The sequence below is a fragment of the Niabella pedocola genome (assembly GCF_021044425.1).
Lineage (GTDB): Bacteria > Bacteroidota > Bacteroidia > Chitinophagales > Chitinophagaceae > Niabella > Niabella pedocola.
The window spans coordinates 1,820,800-1,841,615 of sequence record NZ_JAJNEC010000005.1 but is presented as its reverse complement, the minus strand read 5'-3'; the positions used below and the strand labels follow the sequence as shown (position 1 = coordinate 1,841,615).

The 20,816-nt window shown below is 48.0% G+C and carries 13 protein-coding genes; 12 read left to right on the top strand and 1 reads right to left on the bottom strand.

From position 1 onward, the window contains the following. Positions 1 to 96: 96 nt before the first annotated feature. Positions 97 to 1,581: an RNA polymerase factor sigma-54 gene (rpoN, locus tag LQ567_RS15235; protein ID WP_262909613.1), complete on the bottom strand. Its 1,485-nt coding sequence runs from the start codon at positions 1,579 to 1,581 to the stop codon at positions 97 to 99. Positions 1,582 to 1,917: 336 nt separating this feature from the next. On the opposite strand from rpoN, the gene LQ567_RS15230 reads away from it, so the two are divergent. From LQ567_RS15230 to bglX, 12 genes are all read left to right on the top strand, one after another. Then, on the top strand, positions 1,918 to 2,478 hold the full coding sequence (locus tag LQ567_RS15230; protein ID WP_231005386.1) for an RNA polymerase sigma-70 factor: 561 nt from the start codon (positions 1,918 to 1,920) through the stop codon (positions 2,476 to 2,478). Positions 2,479 to 2,588: 110 nt separating this feature from the next. Then, positions 2,589 to 3,647 carry a FecR domain-containing protein gene (locus LQ567_RS15225; RefSeq protein ID WP_231005385.1) on the top strand — a complete coding sequence of 353 codons (1,059 nt, stop codon included), beginning with the start codon at positions 2,589 to 2,591 and terminating at the stop codon, positions 3,645 to 3,647. A 181-nt stretch (positions 3,648 to 3,828) separates the two neighbouring features. Next, positions 3,829 to 7,077 carry a SusC/RagA family TonB-linked outer membrane protein gene (locus LQ567_RS15220; RefSeq protein WP_231005384.1) on the top strand — a complete coding sequence of 1,083 codons (3,249 nt, stop codon included), beginning with the start codon at positions 3,829 to 3,831 and terminating at the stop codon, positions 7,075 to 7,077. Positions 7,078 to 7,123: 46 nt separating this feature from the next. Further along, positions 7,124 to 8,635, top strand: a complete 1,512-nt coding sequence (locus LQ567_RS15215) for a RagB/SusD family nutrient uptake outer membrane protein (RefSeq protein ID WP_231005383.1) — start codon at positions 7,124 to 7,126, stop codon at positions 8,633 to 8,635. 18 nt (positions 8,636 to 8,653) lie between these two features. Beyond that, positions 8,654 to 9,523: a LamG domain-containing protein gene (locus LQ567_RS15210; protein WP_231005382.1), complete on the top strand. Its 870-nt coding sequence runs from the start codon at positions 8,654 to 8,656 to the stop codon at positions 9,521 to 9,523. A 30-nt stretch (positions 9,524 to 9,553) separates the two neighbouring features. Then, entirely contained in the window at positions 9,554 to 11,227 is a 1,674-nt protein-coding gene (locus tag LQ567_RS15205; protein WP_231005381.1) for a glucoamylase family protein, read from the top strand. A gap of 15 nt (positions 11,228 to 11,242) precedes the next feature. Continuing rightward, positions 11,243 to 12,667, top strand: a complete 1,425-nt coding sequence (locus LQ567_RS15200; protein ID WP_231005380.1) for a glycoside hydrolase family 30 protein — start codon at positions 11,243 to 11,245, stop codon at positions 12,665 to 12,667. 98 nt (positions 12,668 to 12,765) lie between these two features. After that, complete coding sequence (locus LQ567_RS15195; RefSeq protein ID WP_231005379.1) at positions 12,766 to 14,109, top strand: glucoamylase family protein; 1,344 nt, start codon at positions 12,766 to 12,768, stop codon at positions 14,107 to 14,109. Positions 14,110 to 14,111: 2 nt separating this feature from the next. After that, on the top strand, positions 14,112 to 15,359 hold the full coding sequence (locus LQ567_RS15190; RefSeq protein WP_231005378.1) for a glucoamylase family protein: 1,248 nt from the start codon (positions 14,112 to 14,114) through the stop codon (positions 15,357 to 15,359). A 154-nt stretch (positions 15,360 to 15,513) separates the two neighbouring features. After that, positions 15,514 to 17,268, top strand: coding sequence for a family 43 glycosylhydrolase (locus LQ567_RS15185; RefSeq protein ID WP_231005377.1), 1,755 nt, complete (start codon positions 15,514 to 15,516; stop codon positions 17,266 to 17,268). 94 nt (positions 17,269 to 17,362) lie between these two features. Continuing rightward, a complete protein-coding gene (locus tag LQ567_RS15180; RefSeq protein WP_231005376.1) occupies positions 17,363 to 18,019 on the top strand; it encodes a GDSL-type esterase/lipase family protein in 657 nt (218 codons plus the stop codon). A 98-nt stretch (positions 18,020 to 18,117) separates the two neighbouring features. Continuing rightward, the gene (gene bglX, locus LQ567_RS15175; RefSeq protein WP_231005375.1) at positions 18,118 to 20,451 is read left to right on the top strand and encodes a beta-glucosidase BglX; all 2,334 of its coding nucleotides are present in this window, start codon (positions 18,118 to 18,120) and stop codon (positions 20,449 to 20,451) included. The last annotated feature ends 365 nt before the right edge of the window (positions 20,452 to 20,816 follow it).

Genomic DNA, 20,816 nt, shown 5'->3' with positions numbered 1-20,816 from the left:
CTTTGCGAATTACAAAAAGGGCATCGCCGGAATAAACCGTTGATCCATAATTTTTTGGGGATCTTCTTTGAAGTTGCCGGTACCGGTGTGGCGTGGCTATACTAACTCTTTCCGAAGCCTTGCTACCGGAATATTGAGCTGTTCGCGGTACTTGGCCACAGTACGGCGCGCAATATTATAGCCTTTTTCCTGTAACAGCTCGGTGAGCTTTTCGTCGCTGTACGGATGTTTTTTGCTTTCATTTTCGATCAGGTCCGTAAGGATCTTTTTTACCTCGCGGGTGGATACCTCCTCACCGCTGTCTGTACTCAGCGATTCACTAAAGAAGAATTTTAACCGGTAGGTTCCAAATTCCGTTTGCACAAATTTGCTGTTGGCCACACGGCTAACGGTAGAAATATCCAGGTTGGTTTTTTCAGCGATGTCCTTCAGGATCATCGGGCGCAGGGTGGTTTCATCGCCGGTAAGGAAAAATTCTTCCTGGTGCTCCATGATGGCGGACATGGTGTCCAGCAAGGTATGCTGGCGCTGCCGGATGGCATCAATAAACCATTTGGCGGCATCAATTTTTTGTTTGATAAAGAGCACGGCCTCTTTTTGTTGTTTATCCTTTTTCGAACCGCGGTCATACTCTTTCATCATGTCCCGGTAACCTTCGCTGATGCGCAGTTCCGGTGCATTGCGGCTGTTGAGCGTCAGTTCCAGTTTCCCGTTATTGTTCAAAATAAAGAAATCCGGTACAACATAACTTTCCGCCTTGTTTACGGCGCCGATATTGCCGCCGGGCTTGGGATTCAGCTTAACGATCTGCTGCATCACATCCCGTAACTCATCCTCCGTTAAGCCCAATCCGCGCTGTATCTTTTCGTAATGTTTCTTGGTAAATTCGTCAAAATACTTTTCAATGGCCAGGATCGCCTTGTCTACATCCTTACCCTCCTGTTTCTGACGCCTTAGCTGCAGCAGCAGGCATTCCGTAAGATCACGGGCGGCCACACCGGCCGGATCAAACTGCTGTATCTTTTGAATAATGCTTTCTACTTCCTCAGCAGTGGTTTCGATATTCTGGCGAAAGGCCAGGTCATCTACCAGGGCGGGGGTATCACGGCGCAGATAACCGTCTTCATCAATGCTCCCGATAATATGTTGTGCAATCTGGCGCTCCTTGTCCGAAAGGGAAAGCAGTCCCAGCTGGTTTTCCAGCGTGTCGTAAAAACTGGTTTCTGTTTTAATAGGCAGCTGCCGGTTTTCGTCATCTCCGTAATGATCTTCACGGGTTTTATAATCGGCAATATCATCATCGCCTTCGTGTACATAATCACTTACGTCAATGGTATCATATTCATCCTGCCCGTGCTCCGGCTCTTCCAGTGAGTCCGAACCATCTGTAAATTCATCCTTCATTTCCCCTTCGTCACTATGCTTACCCTCATCCAGCTCTAATGCCGGATTTTCCTCCATTTCCTCCTTGATGCGCTCCTCCAGGTTGGCCGTAGGCACCTGCAGCAATTTCATTAACTGAATCTGCTGGGGGGATAGCTTCTGCAGAAGCTTCTGTTGTAATGATTGTCCTAAAGCCATGCTTAATAAAAATGTGGGTGCGTCTCAAAAATCGAGCCGTAAATTACAAATATATCCATTTGATCTACAATAAAACAAGCCCGGTTTTGCTATTTCACCCAAAATTAACGAATAAATCCCTGATTTATAAGGTTGTGGATGAATAATCTTCATTTCTGCAGAGAAAAAGAACAATATATGCAAAGGATTCGTATACGAACCGCCCACTTATTAGAAATTATTCAAATAACTGGGAGCGGTATATATCTAACGGTTGTTAGGAATTGATTACCTTTATAGTTCTAATTTTTAAGAACAATTAACAACCCAGACTATATTGAACATGAATGGCCCTTATTGCGGCAGCGGATTGCAGCAGGAGACGAATTAGCATTTACCCGTTTGTATGGTTTGTTTTATAAGCGGTTATATCATTTTTCGTTGACGCTGGTGCGACTTCCGGATACGGCCAATGAAGTGGTAGAGGATGTGTTTACCAGGATGTGGCTGAATCGTGCCCGAATAACAGATATCCATAATCCCGCCGTTTATTTGTATGTGGCGGTAAAAAATCAATCGCTGAACAAGTTATCTGTAAAGGCCCGGGAGTGGATGGTATCCGGGCTGGATGAAACCACCACGTCTGTAGCGGCCATTGGCAGCGATCCGTTTACGCAGGTAGTTACCGCCGAAATGCTTCGCCGGGTAAACAGTGCCGTAGAACAACTGCCGCCGCGCTGTAAAATGATCTTCAAACTCGTTCGGGAGGATGGATTGCGTTACAAAGAAGTAGCCGAAATCTTAAATATATCCGTAAACACCATCGATGTGCAAATGGCTACGGCCGTAAGGCGCATCAGCGAAGCGCTGGGTATTGCACAATACGTGCGTCAAAAAGCCCCCCTGAAAAAAAAATAAAAATTTTTGTATCCGGTATAGTAGATCATGCACCGGTTGCTGTCCTTCATTAATATGGGCAATCCATTTGCTTATTATACATGAGAAATGATGATTTCATATGGAATCTGATGGCGCGCGTTATCTACGGAGAAGCGCAGGCGTCTGAAAGACAGGAGTTGCAGGAGTATCTTACTACGCATCCGGAGCTTCAGCAGCAGTATGAGCTGTTGCATCTGTTGCTCAAGCGGTCGGAAGGTGACGGTCATGCCGTAAACGACGACCATGCGGAGCAGGTGCGGATACTCCTGGCAAAGACGGAATCCCCCATTTCATTGCTGCACCCCCGTAAGAAAAACGTCCGGGGCCGGCTGTACTACTATGGTGCGGCTGCAGCTGCCGTAATGGTACTAGTTTGCTGGGGTGTGATGCAGCTGCATGCGCCCGCCCGGGAACGGCAGGGTACCTTCCGGTTGGCATCGGCCACCGCTAAAGGAGCCCGGAAGCAGGTAACGCTGCCGGATGGAACCAGGGTTTGGCTGAATGGGGGATCCCGCCTGTTTTTTGTAACGGATTTTAAAGGCAGCACCCGGGAAGTAAAACTGGAAGGGGAGGCTTTTTTTGATGTGGTGCATGCCCAAACGGAAACAGGTGTCAAACGCCCGTTTATTGTTCATGCGGGCAATATCGATATAAATGTACTGGGAACCGCTTTTAATGTAAAAGCGTATGCCAATGAAAAGATTACCACTGCCGTATTATACAGGGGACTGATCCGTGTTACCAAGCACGATGGAGCCGACAGCTTTCAGCCGGTGTTGCTTTATCCCAACCAGAAGCTGGTGATTCCCAATACGCTTGTAGCAGTGCAGCCGGTTGCCGGCGGAACACAGGAAGCCCTGAAAATTGAGGCGATTGACAGCACAAAGGCTATAGAGGCACGTACGGAAACGGCCTGGATGTATAACCGGCTCGAGTTCCGGGGAGATGATTTTGAAGCCCTGGCCCAAAAAATGGAACAGTGGTATAATGTAACGATTCACTTTACCGATGAAACCGTAAAAGGATTGCGTTTTAACGGATCGTTTGAAAAAGAAACGATTGCCCAGGCCCTGGAGGCATTAAAACTAGCCAACGCGTTTAACTATAAAATGAAGGATAACGAGGTCTGGATTGGTTCATCGCGGTAAACGGAAACGCCTGTTGAGCGCATGCGTTCAGGAGTAAGCGGCCGCCACAAAGATGTGTTAACTTTACATGAAGCGATATAACGAATGCTTTATGTGATATTATTAAAAATGCAATATTTATCACATGAGATGCTTAACAAGGGGGACACGGTCTCCACAAACAAAAAAAGTTTTACTTGCCATGAAATTGACGATGCTGTTTCTCCTGTTCTTTACCTTTCATATCCATGCCAGCGGTTTTGGGCAGCAGCGCATCCATTTAAAAGTAAAGAAAACAGAACTGGCGGAAGTGCTGCGTTCAATTGAGGCAAAAACTTCGTACCGGTTTTTGTATAACAATGACCTTCCGGCGATGCGATCAAAAGTAACCCTCAACGCAAGGGATGCAACAATTGAGGAGGTCCTTCCCCAGCTGCTCTTTTATACGGATATGACCTTTCAGCTGATGGCGAATGACCTGATTGTGCTCCGGGAAAACCCGCTGGAAAAAAAAGCAATAACCGTTACCGGTAAAGTAACGGATAGTTCCGGTGCACCCTTATCAGGAGTTTCGGTACAGGTAAAAGGAACCACGATCGGTACAGTTACCAATGTTGAAGGTGCATTTACGCTTTCTGTTCCGGATGCCAACAGCACGTTGGTGTTTTCAATGGTGGGTTATGACGCCCAGGAGTACCCACTAAACGGTAATACGCAGGTGAACATTACATTGATCGCTTCCCAGCAGGTGATGGACCAGGTAGTGGTGATTGGTTATGGTACGGCCCGGAAACGCGAGCTTACAGGATCCGTGGCATCTGTGAAGGGAGAGGAACTGGCAAAACAACCGGTACAAACACCCACACAGGCGTTACAGGGAAAAGTATCCGGTGTTCAGGTAATCAGTTCCGGTCAGCCCAACGCGGCTCCCAAACTGCGGATCAGAGGAACCGGATCCACGCTCTCCGGTGCGGAACCACTTTATGTGGTGGATGGAGTAATCACCGATGATATCCGGAACATCAATAACAATGATATCGTTACCATGGAGATCCTGAAAGATGCCAGTTCTACGGCCATCTATGGTATGCGTGCGGCCAATGGAGTGGTGCTGATTACCACGAAGAAAGGCCGCAAAGGAAAGATGAAGCTGAGTTATGATATGAATATCGGGTTGCGGGAGGCTTCCAAATTGGTGGATATGGCAGGGGCCAACCAGTATGCGGGCTACCTGAATGAAGCAAATATCAGCTTCGGAACCGGAGACAGCGTTATCCGGCGCAGCGCATTAACCGGGGCCAACACCGACTGGTATGATGCCATCCTGCAAAAGGGCTTCCAACAAAACCATAATTTATCTATATCCGGGGGCGGCGACAACGTTACCTATTTTTTGAGCGCGGGTTATCTGACCGATCAGGGCATTCAGAAAGGAAATGACTTCAAACGGTTTACGTTAAGATCCAATAACGAGTATATTATTTCCAAAAAACTGAAGTTTTCCACCCTGCTCTCTTTTACCAATTCGAAGGATGACGGGCCTAACGCTGGCGCCTTTCAAAGTGCATACAGGGCAGCACCCATTGTGCCGGCAAAAGTGGGCAGCCGTTACGGAAACACCTCGCTGGCTAACAACGTTTCGAACCCCCTGGTAAGCATCGATAAAACGAGTTCACTGTTCCAGACCAACCGGATTCAGGGTGCCGGAACACTGGAATACAAGCCTGTTGAATGGTTAACCCTAAAGTCGAGTATGGGAATCGATGCAAATTTTATCAAGAACAGAACCTATGATTATGCATTTCTCAGCGATACCGTAACCTTTCTTACCGGCGGCGGTAACCAGCAGCGGGCCAACAGCCAGCTGGCCCTGGAAAAAAACGACAACTTCCGGTATGTATGGGATAATACGGTAACTTTTGCCAAGCGGTTCGACCGGCACAATATCACCTTCCTGGTAGGCATGACCGCCGAAGAATTCAGAAGCAATTCAGAGCGGGGAACGGCAATAAATGTTCCGGTAAACAAGGATCAGTGGTATCTGAACGCAGGCACGCCGGGATCCCAAACGGTGAACAATGAAGGCGATAAATGGGCACGGAATTCATACCTGTCCCGGTTAATGTATTCCTTTGACGAGCGGTATTCATTAACCGCTTCCATAAGGGCCGATGGCACCTCAAGATTTGGAAGTGGTCAGCGCTGGGGGTATTTCCCCTCTGTAGGTGCTGCCTGGAATGTTGCCCGGGAAGTATTTATGCAAAACCAGGATGTGTTGAATGATTTCAAAATCAGGGCAAGCTGGGGCCATGTGGGCAATGATGGCATCCCCTCTTCGTTGTACCAGATCATTGCCAATACATCAAAACCCTATTATTTCGACGGCACAAGATATGTTACGGTTACGTTTGATGATATCGCCGATCCCAACCTGCATTGGGAAGTAACCGATGAAACAGATATAGGTATCGACTTTGCCACCTTAAACAGCCGGCTGAGCGGTACCATTGATTACTATAATAAGAAGGCAAAGGAGGCATTGACCGTGGTGAATATCCCCAAAATTTTTGGAGACGACCAGCTGCATACCAATGCCGCCTCGTTTCAAAATACAGGGATGGAGTTCAGTCTTAACTGGGCAGATAAATTTGGTACAGACTGGCGGTACTCCATTGGCGGTAACCTTGCATTCAATAACAATAAAGTATTGGATTTTGGAGGCGGTCAGCCCTTGTTTAATGGAAATTTAAACGGAGGCTTCACCACGCTTTCCGATAACGGGCATGCGATTGGAAGCTTTTACCTGCTGCAGATGGATGGGATCTTCCAGAGCCTGGATGAAATTACCAATTCCGCGCAGCCGGGCGCTTCCGTTGGCGACATCCGTTATAAAGACCTGAGCGGTCCCCAGGGAGCACCGGACGGGGTGATTAACGATTTTGACCGGGCGTTCAGCGGAGCCTATCAGCCGCGGATGACCTATGGTGCCAATGGAAGTATCAGCAATAAGAACTGGGACTTTAGTATTGGTACATACGGAACATCCGGAAGCAAGATCTATAATGGAAAAAAAGCCCTGCGGGGTACGGATACCAAAGATAACATTGAGGCGGCCGTTGTAAACGACCGGTGGACGCTCAATAATCCCAGCAACAAGGTACCGAGAGCTACGTTGGGGCCATTGCCCAACTCGACGTACTTCCTCGAAAACGGAAATTTTTTCAGAATTAATAATGTAACATTAGGCTACACGTTTTCCGGTAATTGGATTGAAAGAGCAGGAATCAGCCGGCTCCGGCTCTATGTAACTTCCCAGAACCTGTTCACGTTTACACACTATAGCGGGTTCACACCCGAAATTCTGAGTGGAGGCATCCTGGATGCAGGTATCGAAAGAGAAACCTATCCCGCTACCAGAACTTTTGCCTTTGGTATCAATGCAAGCTTTTAATGTTATTTAAAGTAATCGAATTATGAAAAAGAATTATAAATATTCAATGATAATCAGTTCGCTGCTGATCATTGCAGGCATGGGATGCGGAAAGAGCTTTCTGGAAGTGCCGCCCCAGGGCAAACTAACAAGAGAGCAGGTGCTGGTGGATCCGGATGCCGCGCAAAAACTTGCGGCCGGTGTTTATAATATACTCTATGACCAGGGGTTGCTGGGGGTAAAATGGGTAGTGTTAGGCAGCGTGGCATCAGATGATGCCGATAAGGGAAGCACACCTACCGACAACGGGTTTAATACCGGAGATGTAGATGAGTTTAAGTTTACGTCCAATACCGTCATTTTTAACGACGTTTGGGGTGCGTATTATACGGGTATTGCCCGTGCCAACGGCGCGTTGGCGATCCTGAACGAAAGTACGATTGACGAAGATCTCAAAAAACGCCTCATTGGGGAAGTACGGTTTTTAAGAGGATTCTTTTATTTTAACCTGGTGCGGGCATTTGGCGGTGTACCTAAACTGGATCGTGTACCGCAACTGTCGGAAGCGAACAGCGATCAGTTCCAGGTAAAAGCCACCCCAGAGGAAATCTACAATTTTATCAAGGAAGATTTGCAGATAGCAGTAGACAACCTGCCGGTAAAAGGCACAGCGGGAACACAGGCAGGCAGAGCCACCAAGGGTGCCGCCCAGGCGTTACTGGCAAAAGTATTTATGTATCTGAAAGACTGGCAAAAAGCATATGATCTTTCATCAGCCGTTATACAATCAAATAAATATGACCTCGCGGCGGATTATGCGGTGATGTTCCGGGAAGCCGGTGCAAATAACATCGAATCTATTTTTGAAGTACAAACAGGACCCAGCAGGGCCACAGATGGTAAATGTGATGCGGTGAGCGCCAACTTCAGCAATTTCCAGGGACCAAGAGCAAAGGGCGGCTGGCCCAATAACGTTGTTGATGGTAAGGTATACAGCGGTGATCTTGGTTTTGGTTTAAATACGCCCTCCGCAGATCTGGCGAATGCCTACGAGTCGGACGATAAAAGAAAAAATGGAACGATCATTTTTATAAATCCGACCAACCCCACTATTTTATGGGACGGATTTACGATCCCTGCTCAGAACCTGGTCGAAAATCAACGCTACAATTATAAAGCGTATCATAGCCCATTTAAAGAAACAATCGCCTGTAACGGTTCTATAAACGACAAAGACAACAAACCCAAGAACATCCGGGTGATCCGGTTTGCCGAAGTATTATTGATCAATGCGGAAGCCGCTATGCATGTAGGACAGGATGCACTTACGCCGCTTACACGGATAAGAACACGGGCCGGTTTGTCTGCCGTGCCGGCTACGGAAGACAATATCTGGAAGGAAAGACGGACAGAGCTGGGGATGGAATCGGACCGCTTTTTTGACCTGGTAAGACAGGGCCGGGCCTCCGGTTTGTTAGCGTCCAAAGGCTTTACTACCGGAAAGAATGAAGTATTCCCGATTCCGCAGTCGCAAATAGATCTGAGCGGCGGCAAGCTGAAGCAAAACCCCAATTACTAACCGGTTTAATTTTTTGTTATGACAACTGTAAAACTTAACGGATATATTGCACTGCTCTTAATGGTGCTGCTTGGTTCCTGTATAAAGGCCAATTACGACGACGATTTTACGCCCGGCGATCCCCTGCCACCTACCGGTGGCTACAGCAGTTCGGACGAGGTGTTTAAGAAATTTTTGGTTGCTTACTGGAATTTTGATGATAACAATAATGAAACGATTTCCAACACCGCTCCAACACAAGCAGCAAATGCAACCACCGTTGATGGAGGAATAAAAGGCAAGGCACTCAGTCTCAGCGGCGGTTATGTATATTTTGCAAAACAGTTTGATGCATTTAAAACCAGTGTTTTTAAATCATGGAGCATCAGTGTTTGGGTAAAAGTAAAAAACAATGGAAGCAAGCGTACCATGATCCTGCAACTGGCCCGGAAGGATGTATCAGTTACGGGGTGTATCAATTTCTTATTGAACACGAATGGCTACCCGGCTACCAATGACTCGGTATTGCGTATTAATCCAACGTTTACAACGGTTACCGCCGGAACACAGGACAACCTGAACAATGTGTTGGATAAAACCAATCTGAATAACTGGAACCATATCGTGCTCACCTACGATGGCAATACCGGGGTGTTTGATAACTGGTTAAATGGTGTTAAAGTGGGTAATTTCCCCAATAGGGGTACCGGCAACAATCTGTTTAATGCGTTTGAACCGAATGAGATCATCATCGGTTCAAATTATAACGGCATTCCCGGTAAGGTGCCGGGTTCCGATGCAAATGTAGCACCCATGACCGGTATGATCGATGACCTGAGGGTCTTCAGCAAGCCGCTGTCTGCCGCTAATATTAAAGCATTATATTATTTAGGTAAGGATCAAAAATAACGGAGTTAGCCTCAATATTGCACTATTGAAATGAAGCGCTTTTTTTATACCGGTCTTTTGATTAGTGGTGTTTCGCTTTTATCCTGTAAAAAAAATAATAAAACCGGAGCACAAAACGACCGTATTGAAATTACAGCGATCACGATCAACGGTCAACCGGTAGCCACATCGGTCAACAATATAAATACCGATCCGCAGATCCGGGTAAAATGTTCGGCTCCCCTGCAACGCAATGCCGTGCTGCAATCCGTGCGTTTAAAAGATGCAGGCGATGCAGACGTACCGTTGTCCGTAACTTTTGCTGAGAACGATTCCACCGCCCTGTTCAAACCGGGGCATCAGCTCCGGCATCTGGAAAAATATACATTTTCCGTTAGTACTGCGTTGAAAAGCGCCTCTGGCGGAAGCCTGGTTTCAGCGGTTAGCAGGGATTTTGCAACTTCCATCGACTCTTCCCGGAAATTTCCGGTTATTACAGACAATGCCTTACTGGACACCATTCAGAAAAGAACCCTGAACTATTTCCGGGATTTCGCACACCCGGTTTCGGGTATGATCCGGGAAGGATCAAAACATCCGCCGGATATCGTTACAACAGGCGGCACGGGATTTGGCATTATGGCATTGCTGACGGGTGTGGAGCGGGCGTTTATAACAAAGGCGGCGGGCCTGGAGCAGGTCCGGAGAATAACGCAGTTCTTAATGCATACAGCGCAAACCTTTCATGGGGCCTATCCCCATTGGTTAAATGGTGCTACCGGTGCGGTGATCCCTTTTAGCGCCGATGATGACGGGGCAGATCTTGTGGAAACGGCCTTCCTCGTTCAGGGGCTGATCTGTGCCCGGCAGTATTTTAACGGCTCGGACATAGATGAAGTAAACCTCCGGGCAGATATCAATACCATTATCGGCAACGTGGAGTGGAACTGGTTTCAGCAGAACAACCAGCCGGTACTGTACTGGCACTGGAGTCCGGATAAAGCCTGGGCGATGAACCTGAAGATCCAGGGGTGGAATGAATGCCTGATCACCTACGTGCTGGCGGCGGGCTCAAAGAATAGTGCCATTCCAAAAACGGCATATGATGAAGGATGGGCGAGGAACGGCGGGATCAGGAACGGCAAAGTGTTTTACACCTATCCGCTGCCGCTGGGGCCGGATTACGGAGGTCCGTTGTTTTTTGCGCATTATTCCTTCCTTGGGTTAAATCCCAATGGGCTTACGGATGCATATGCCCAGTATTTCACACAGAACAAAAATCATACGCTGATCAACTATACGTATTGCCGCACCAACCCGGCCGGCTATTATGGGTATAGTGATTCGGTATGGGGACTTACGGCCAGTAACATCCGGGACGGATACACGGCAGGTTCCCCCACAAATGACCGGGGATTTATTGCGCCCACTGCAGCGTTGTCCTCGTTTCCTTATACACCAAAGGAATCCATGGCCGCATTGCATTTTTACTATTACGTGTTGGGCGACAGACTTTGGAAAGCATACGGCTTTACAGACGCGTTTTCACTGGATGTACTTAAAAACGGCGGAGCCTGGTTCGATGACGCCTTCCTGGCAATAGACCAGGGACCGGTGGTGGTGATGCTGGAAAACTACCGGTCGGGCTTGCTGTGGCAGTTGTTTATGAGTGCACCCGAGGTGACGGCCGGTCTGCAAAAACTGGGATTTACTTTTTCAAACTAAAAAAACGGTTGAGTAATGAACAAAACACTCCGGGTCCTTTTCGTGCTTTTTACATTCATCGGCATTGCCGCGCGGGAGCCGGAAAACGGTTCCGGCAATACACGGGATACTGACGGAGCGGGGATCTGGATCACAAAGGCAGACCAAACCGCTTTGCTCGAAAAACAACCGGGACCGGGAATTCGTTTTACAACGGAGCAGAACAGTTACCCCGTGCTGGATGTGGATGAACGCCGGCGTTATCAAACCGTGGACGGATTTGGATACACCCTCACCGGTGGCAGTGCGCAGCTCATCTGGCAAATGGATGCGGCTTCCAGGACCGCAATGTTAAAGGAGCTGTTTTCGAACGATACCCGGTCTATAGCGGTCAGCTACCTCCGCATCAGCATGGGGGCCTCAGACCTGGATGCATCGGTGTTCAGCTATAATGATCTGCCGGAAGGGCAAACCGATGTGAAGCAATCAGGATTCAGCCTGGCTTCCGATACGACAGCGTTAATACCGTTGCTGAAGGCGATCCTTGCCATCAATCCTGCCATAAAAATCATTGCAACGCCCTGGAGTGCACCCCTGTGGATGAAGGACAATCAACAAAGTAAAGGCGGTCGTCTGAAGCCGGAATATTACGATGCCTATGCTACTTACTTTGTAACCTACCTCCGGGCGATGAAGGCCCGGGGCATTTCAATTGATGCCATTACACCGCAGAACGAACCGTTACATCCGGGTAACAACCCCAGCATGTATATGACCGCTGAAGCACAGCGGGATTTTATAAAACATAGCCTGGGACCGGCTTTCAGAACCGCGGGGCTACGCACAAAAATTGTGGTTTACGATCATAATCTGGACCGGCCGGATTACCCGGCTGTCATTTATAAAGATGCGGAAGCGGCTTCATATGTAGATGGTGCGGCGTTTCACCTTTATGCAGGTGAGGTAGGAGCCATGGGCCGGCTGCATCATGATTTTCCCCAAAAAAATCTTTATTTCACGGAACAATGGACGGGGTCAAAGGGCAGTTTTGACGGAGACCTGCAATGGCATATCAAAAACGTGATCATTGGAACCATGCGTAACTGGAGTAAAACGGCATTGGAATGGAACCTGGCTAATGACCCGTCGTATGAGCTGCATACACCAGGGGGCTGTACCCAATGTAAAGGGGCACTTACGATCAACGGCTCGTCTGTGTTCCGAAATGTTTCGTACTATATCATCGCACACGCTTCCAAATTTGTACCGCCCGGTTCAGTAAGAATTGAAAGCAGCGCCGACGGCGTTGTTCCGAATGTGGCGTTCTTACGGCCCGACGGTAAGAACGTACTGATCGCGTTAAATGAAGCTGCTGTTCCAGATACCGTTAATATCCGTTATAAGAATAAACAAGCCCTGGTAACAATAGCCGCAAAATCAGTATTGACGATGGTTTGGTAGGAGCGGCTCCCTGCATAAAAGCTAGGGCGTAATCGGCAATGCACGTGGTTTTAAGCGGATAGGACCTGTGATTTTATGTAAAAAAAGTAATTTTAAATATGTTTAAACGATACATTTTTGTTCTGCTGTTACTTCCGGTTTTTTCGTTCGCCCAAAAAACGGCAAATAAATCCGGCGGTATTCCCTATACCTTAAAGATCGATAAGCAGATCTCCGATTCGGCATTGGTAGACCTGGTTCAGAAACAAACCCTGCGTTATTTCTGGGACTTTGCGCACCCGGTAAGCGGTATGGCCCGGGAACGAAGCAATCAGTCGTTCAGCTATGGCCAGGAGGTAGTAACCACCGGTGGTACGGGTTTTGGAGTAATGGCCATTGTTGTAGGTGTGAACCGGGGATGGATCGGGCGCGATACCGCTGCGCGGTTCCTGCTGAAAATGGTAAAGTGGCTGTCTAAGGCCGATTCCTACCACGGAGTGTTCCCGCATTGGTACGACGGGGCAACAGGCAAAACCATTCCATTCAGCCGGAAGGACGATGGCGCCGATCTGGTGGAATCTTCGTTTTTATGGGAGGGATTATTATGCGTGCGCCAGTATTTTGATAAGGACCTTCCCCTGGAAAGAGAATTGCGCGGCCGTATCAACGGATTATGGAATGAGGTGGAGTGGGATTGGTTTACCCGTGATGGGCAGGAAGTGCTGTACTGGCATTGGAGCCCGAATAACGGTTGGGCCATGAACTTCCCGTTAAGAGGGTTTAATGAATGCCTGATCACCTATGTGCTGGCCGCCTCCGCAGAGCGTTATCCCGTAAGCCGGCGGGTGTATGACCGGGGATGGGCGCAAAGCAATTTTTTCAAAAATGGAAAAACATTTTATAACTATACCCTGCCACTGGGTTTTGATTATGGCGGCCCGTTGTTCTTTTCGCATTATTCCTTCCTGGGGCTCAGTCCAAAAGGGTTAAAAGATCAGTATGCGGATTACTGGATGCAGAATCAACATCACACGCTCATTAATTATTCGTATTGTGTAGACAATCCAAAGGCATTTAAAGGGTATGGTGAACATTGCTGGGGGCTTACGGCCAGTGATGACCCCGGTGGGTATGACGCCCATCAGCCCGCCAATGATAACGGCACTATTACACCCACGGCGGCCTTGTCTGCATTTCCGTACACGCCGCAGCAATCGATGAAGGCGCTGCGGTATTTTTATGGTACACTGGGTGATAAAATATGGACCGAATACGGGTTTACGGATGCCTTCAATGAAACCAAGAACTGGTATGCAAAAAGTCACCTGGCCATTGACCAGGGACCTATCGTAGTGATGATTGAGAACTACCGGACGGGCCTGCTCTGGAACCTGTTCATGAGCTGCCCCGAGGTGCAGAGCGGATTAAAGAAACTGGGTTTTACCAATGCCTATCAAAAATAAGCATGACACAACAAAAACCCCCGGCCCGTTTAACTGATAATGCATTGCTGGACTTGGTGCAGCGGCAAACCTTTTCCTATTTCTGGGACTTTGCCCACCCAACTTGCGGCCTGCCCCGGGAACGGGATCATGAGCATTATAAAGAGGTGATCACCACCGGAGGCTCCGGTTTTGGCGTAATGGCCCTGATCGTGGCAACGGAACGAAAATGGATTAATCGCACCCAGGCCGTAACCCGTTTGTTGAAGATCCTTTCCTTTTTAAACCGGGCGGAGAAACACCATGGGGCGTTCTCCCACTGGCTGAACGGACGTACCGGCAAAACCATTCCGTTTGCAAAAAAAGATGATGGTGCCGATCTGGTGGAAACAGCCTTTTTATTCCTGGGGCTGCTAACGGTGCGGCAATACTTTAACCGGAGGAACAAGGAAGAGCAGACGATCCGCACAACCATCACTGAACTCTGGAAGCAGGTGGAATGGAACTGGTTTACGCGAGGGCGTGATGTATTGTACTGGCACTGGAGTCCGGAATACCATTGGGCCATGAATTTGCCGATAGAGGGGTACAATGAGGCCCTCATCACCTACATACTGGCCGCAGCAGCTCCGGAGCATTCCATTTCAAAAAAAGTGTACGAATGCGGCTGGGCCCGGAACGGAGCTATGAAAAACGGAAAGGCTTTTTACCGGGCAAGGTTACCGCTGGGACCAGACCTGGGCGGCCCGTTGTTCTTTGCCCATTATAGTTTTACCGGGCTGGATCCCCGAGGACTGAAAGACAGCTTTACGGACTATGCACGGCAAAACAAGGCCCATGCGCGGATCAACTACCGGTATTGTGTAGCTAATCCCAAACGCTACAAAAACTATGGCAAACATTCCTGGGGATTATCGGCCTGTGATTATAAAAGAAGATACCGGGAACATTCACCGGTAAAGGATAATGGTACCATCTGTTGTGCGGCGGCGCTCTGCAGTATGCCCTATCTTCCAAAAGAAGCCATGGCTGCCCTGCGGTATTTTTATGAAGTGCTGGGCGATAAGATCTGGGGCAAATACGGTTTCGCCGAAAGCTACAACGAAACACGAAAATGGTTTGCCACTTCGCACCTGGCCATCAACCAGGGAGCAACCATCCTGATGATTGAGAATTACCGTACAGGGTTGTTGTGGAAATGGTTTATGAAAGATAAAGACGTGCAGCGCGGACTAAAAAAACTCGGCTTTAAAAGCCCGCATTTGAAGTGATGCCGCGGTGCCACAGCTACGCTGATTATAAGAGCGGGTAATCATCTGCGCATCAGCGGCCCTAAATGGATTGGGAAATAAAAAGAAGCTATTGTTTAAACAGGAACCGCGGATATGTTGATTATAAGAGTAGCGGCGCTCAATAATAAAATAAATGAAAAAATATATTTTGTTATCCCTGGTCTTTTTTGCATTAAAATGGTCGGCCGCCCAGCAAACCTATTGCAATCCCATCAATATTGATTATGGCTATACGCCCATTCCAAACTTCAGTGAATGGGGGCGGCACCGGGCCACAGCCGACCCGGTGATCGTAAATTATAAAGGCGATTACTACCTCTTCAGTACCAATCAATGGGGCTACTGGTGGAGTAAGGATCTGCTCAACTGGAACTTTGTTTCAAAAAAATTTCTGCGGCCCTGGAATCTTAATACCTATGATGAACTTTGTGCACCCGCGGTGGGTGTTGTTGGAGATACCATGCTGGTATTCGGTTCTACCTATACCAAGCACTTTACGCTCTGGATGAGCACCAATCCGAAGGAAAATGACTGGAAGCCGCTGGTGGATTCTTTGGAGATCGGCGGCTGGGATCCCGCATTCTTTACAGACGATGACGGCCGGTTTTATATGTACAATGGCAGCAGCAATGTATATCCGTTGTACGGCATTGAACTGAACCGGAAAACCTTTCAGCCGGTAGGTACCCGTAAGGAAATGTATTTGCTGCAAAGCTGGCGGTACGGATGGCAGCGGTTTGGCGAGTATATGGACAATACTTTTTTAGATCCCTTTATTGAGGGAGCATGGATGACCAAACACAATGGAAAATATTATTTACAGTATGGCGCACCGGGAACGGAATTCAGCGGCTATGCAGACGGGGTGGTGGTGGGCGATAGCCCGCTGGGACCTTTTACGCCCCAGTCGGATCCGTATAGCATGAAGGTAGGCGGTTTTATAAGGGGGGGCGGGCACGGTGCCACCTTCCAGGACAACTTTAAAAACTACTGGCATGTTTCTACCGGTATCATCTCTGTAAAGAATACATTTGAACGGCGTATCGGTATCTGGCCTGCTGGGTTTGATAAGGATGGTGTCCTCTACTGCAATACGGCCTTTGGCGATTATCCTACCTATCTTCCCTCATCACTCGACGGAGAAGTGGGCGATACGATGCGGTCCCTGTTTACCGGCTGGATGTTGCTGAATTATAATAAACCCGTGCAGGTATCTTCCACGCTGGGCAACTATACATCCAATAACGCCGTAGATGAAAAGATCAAAACCTACTGGAGCGCCAAAACCGGCGATAAAGGAGAATGGATCCAATCCGACCTGGGGAATCTATCTGCCGTACAGGCCATCCAGGTCAATTATGCCGATCAGGGTGCAGCTCCGGATCATCTTGGAAAAGTGAACGGACAGTTTCATCAGTATATCCTGTCTTATTCCGTAGATGGCAAAAAATGGAAGGTACTGGTCGATAAAACCCATAACAAAAAAGATATACCGCATGATTATGTGGAACTGGAGAAGCCGGTGCAGGCACGGTTTATCCGCCTGGAGAATATACATATGCCAACCGGTAAATTCGCCATCAGCGGGTTAAGGGTATTTGGCAACGGCAATGGGGCCAAACCCGCAGCCGTAAAAGATTTTGTAGTGCTGCGTACCGAAAAAGATAAACGCAGCGCGTATATCAAATGGCGGCCGGTTGATAATGCCTATGCATACAATATTTATTATGGAACCGCTCCGGATAAATTATATACCTGCATGATGGTACATTCAGATAATGAGTACTGGATGAAGGCAATGGATCGTGAAAAAGTATATTATTACCAGGTTGAGGCCGTGAATGAAAATGGCGTAAGTGAACGGAGCAAAATCATTAAAGTGGATTAAATTCGCAAAGTCTGTGCACATCTGCGAAGTTTCCTATGTAAAAAATGCTCGCTTTTTATAACAGGATATAAATTGAAAAGAATAAAATAGAAACATGAAGAAGATTTGTTTGTTTTTTGTATGGTTATCGCTGTCTGTAACGGGCGTACGGGCGCAAACACCTCCGTTTTATAAGGATATCCAGCAGTTTAAAGAGCTGGACCGGCAACAGGCGCCACCCAAAAAAGCGATCCTGTTTATCGGAAGTTCTTCCTTTACCAAATGGAAAGACGTGAGCGATTATTTCCCCGGGTATGCGATCATTAACCGCGGTTTTGGCGGATCCACACTAAAAGACCTGATCTATTATTTTAACGACCTGGTACCGGTTTACCGGCCAAAGCAGATCGTGATCTATTGTGGAGAAAATGACCTGGCAAACGATCAAACGCCTGCAGACAGTGCCATTAGCCGTTTTAAACAATTATACAGTTTGATCCGGGGGTATAATAAAAAAGTGCCGGTTGATTTTATTTCGATTAAACCCAGTCCGGTCCGTGCCAAATATTTCACCAAGGCACAGGAGGCCAATGCCGGTATCAGGGCATTTATCGCCACCCGGAAACATACACGTTTTATCGATGTATTTCCTGCCATGCTGGGTGAAAATGGCAAGCCGATGCCGCGTATTTTCCTGAGTGATAGTTTGCATATGAATGCCGGTGGGTACCAGATCTGGCAAAAGATCATCCGGCCCTATTTGAAAAAATAAAAGGAACTGGCCTGTTTGAACAGGCGCTGCAAGGAAGCATCCGCTGTATCCGACGCCTACGCGTTTATACCGGTATTTAATAATAAAAATCTGAGACCATGATAAAGAAAAACAAAAACAGCAGGACATGGTGTAAAACAGTAAGCATGCTGTTGGTGCTTATTACGGTTGTTACTGCCGGAGCGCTTGCGCAGGCAGGAACTGCAAAATCCGGGAACGACCGGATGCATGCCTTCATCAATACACTAATGAGTAAGATGACGCTGGAAGAAAAGATCGGTCAGTTGAATTTACCCAGCGCGGGAGAGTTTACCACCGGTACGGCTACCAACTCAGATATCGGTAAAAATGTAAAAGAAGGCAGGGTTGGCGGATTGTTCAATATCAAGGGAGTGGAGAAAATAAAGGCCATCCAGAAAGTGGCGGTTGAAGAGAGCCGTATGAAGATCCCCATGCTGTTTGGCATGGATGTGATACATGGTTATGAGACCACCTTTCCCATTCCCCTGGGGCTTTCCTGTACCTGGAATATGAAGTCCATTGAGCAGTCTGCAAGGATCGCGGCTACCGAAGCCAGCGCTGATGGTATTTCCTGGACCTTTAGCCCGATGGTAGACATATCCCGGGACCCCCGTTGGGGGCGGGTTTCGGAGGGAAACGGGGAAGACCCCTACCTGGGTGCTCAGATCGCAAAAGCGATGGTAACCGGCTACCAGGGCGATTATTCGAAAAATACCAATATCATGGCGTGCGTAAAACATTATGCCCTGTATGGTGCTGGAGAGGCCGGCCGGGATTATAATACGGTAGACATGAGTCATCTCCGCATGTACAATGAATATTTTCCGCCTTATAAGGCCGCAGTGGATGCCGGCGTAGGCAGTGTGATGGCCTCCTTTAATGTGGTGGATGGAATTCCGGCCACCGGTAACCGCTGGCTGCTCACCGATGTGCTGCGGAAACAATGGGGCTTCAACGGCTTTGTGGTAACGGATTATACCGGTATCAACGAAATGATCGATCATGGCATGGGCGATCTGCAGGCCGTTTCAGCGCTGGCCTTAAAGGCCGGTGTGGATATGGATATGGTAGGCGAAGGATTTTTAAAAACGCTGAAAAAATCGCTGGAGGAAAAAAAGATCACGCTGGCAGAAATCAATATGGCCTGCCGCAATGTGCTGGTGGCCAAATATAAATTGGGATTGTTTTCGGATCCGTATAAATATTGTAATGAACAACGCGCAAAAACCGAGATTTATACGCCGGAGCATCGCAACATTGCAAGGCAGATTGCTGCGGAGAGTTTTGTGCTGTTAAAAAATGAAGGAAATGTATTGCCGTTAAAAAGAACGGCAAAGATCGCATTGGTGGGGCCGTTGGCCGATGCTGCCAATAATATGGCGGGCACCTGGAGCGTGGCTACCGTGCAGGACCGTTCCATTTCCGTACTGGCGGGTTTAAAGGCGGCAATGGGCAATAAAGCCGAACTGCGGTATGCCAAAGGCTGCAACCTCACCGGGGATGCCGACCTGGAAGAGCGGGCAACCATGTTTGGAAAAACACTCAACCGGGAACGGGATACGCGTACCCCCGAAACCATGAAAGAAGAGGCGCTGCGCCTGGCAAAGGAATCCGATGTCATTGTTGCCGCCATGGGCGAGTCGGCCGAGTTCAGCGGCGAAAGCAGCAGCAGAACGGATTTGAATATTCCGCATATACAGCAGGACCTGTTAAAAGCGCTGCTGAAAACCGGCAAGCCGGTGATCCTGGTATTGTTTACCGGGCGCCCGCTTACGTTGAACTGGGAGCAGAAGAATATGCCTGCGATCCTCAATGTTTGGTTTGGCGGTTCGGAGGCCGGAGCGGCGATCGCAGATGTATTGCTGGGGGATGTAAATCCTTCCGGCAAACTAACCATGTCCTTCCCGCAAAATGTAGGACAGATCCCGTTGTATTACGCCCACCTCAATACGGGCCGCCCCTTACCGGAAGGTAAATGGTTTCAGAAGTTCCGTTCCAATTACCTCGATGTTTCCAATGATCCGCTGTATCCGTTTGGATACGGTATAGGATACTCGGCATTTACATATAGCGATCTTAAGCTGAGCAATAAATCCCTGAAAGGAAATCAAACATTAAAAGCAACGGTCACCATCACCAACAGCGGAACCTACGATGGGGCCGAAGTGGTACAGCTTTATATCCGTGACCTGGTAGGATCGGTTAGCCGGCCGGTGAAAGAACTGAAGGGCTTTCAGAAGATCTGGCTAAAAGCCGGGGAGTCAAAAACCGTTGCATTTGATATCACCACCGGGGACCTGAAATTTTACAATAGCCAGCTGCAATACAACTGGGAGCCCGGCGCGTTTGAGATCATGATCGGCGGCAATTCCCGGGATGTAAAGAAGGAGCAGGTGAACTGGGAAAAATAATGATCTGCGAGTGGATGTAAAAGGAGCTGGGCTGATAATAAGACCGGTGCATTTTTGGATCTATGATCGAAAGCGCCCCATTCCCGCAGAATAAGTAAATAAAACCTAAGGGTACGAATGCTGTATATATATCAGCTTATTGATGCGATCGCTGGTGCATTTTTACTGTTCTGTCTTTTTTCAGGATACGTCAAATTTGTAACAAAGTTTTTTTTAGCAAAAAAATTGCTACAGATTTTTATGCTACAAAATAGCCGGTGCTTTATCCGGCACGCATTCCGGGAGTGCTAATTGAAACAGTGCCGTAAATAGGACTTGCTGTTTAATGAAGCGATTTGTTTTCCGATTTAAAATAAAAAAAAGCC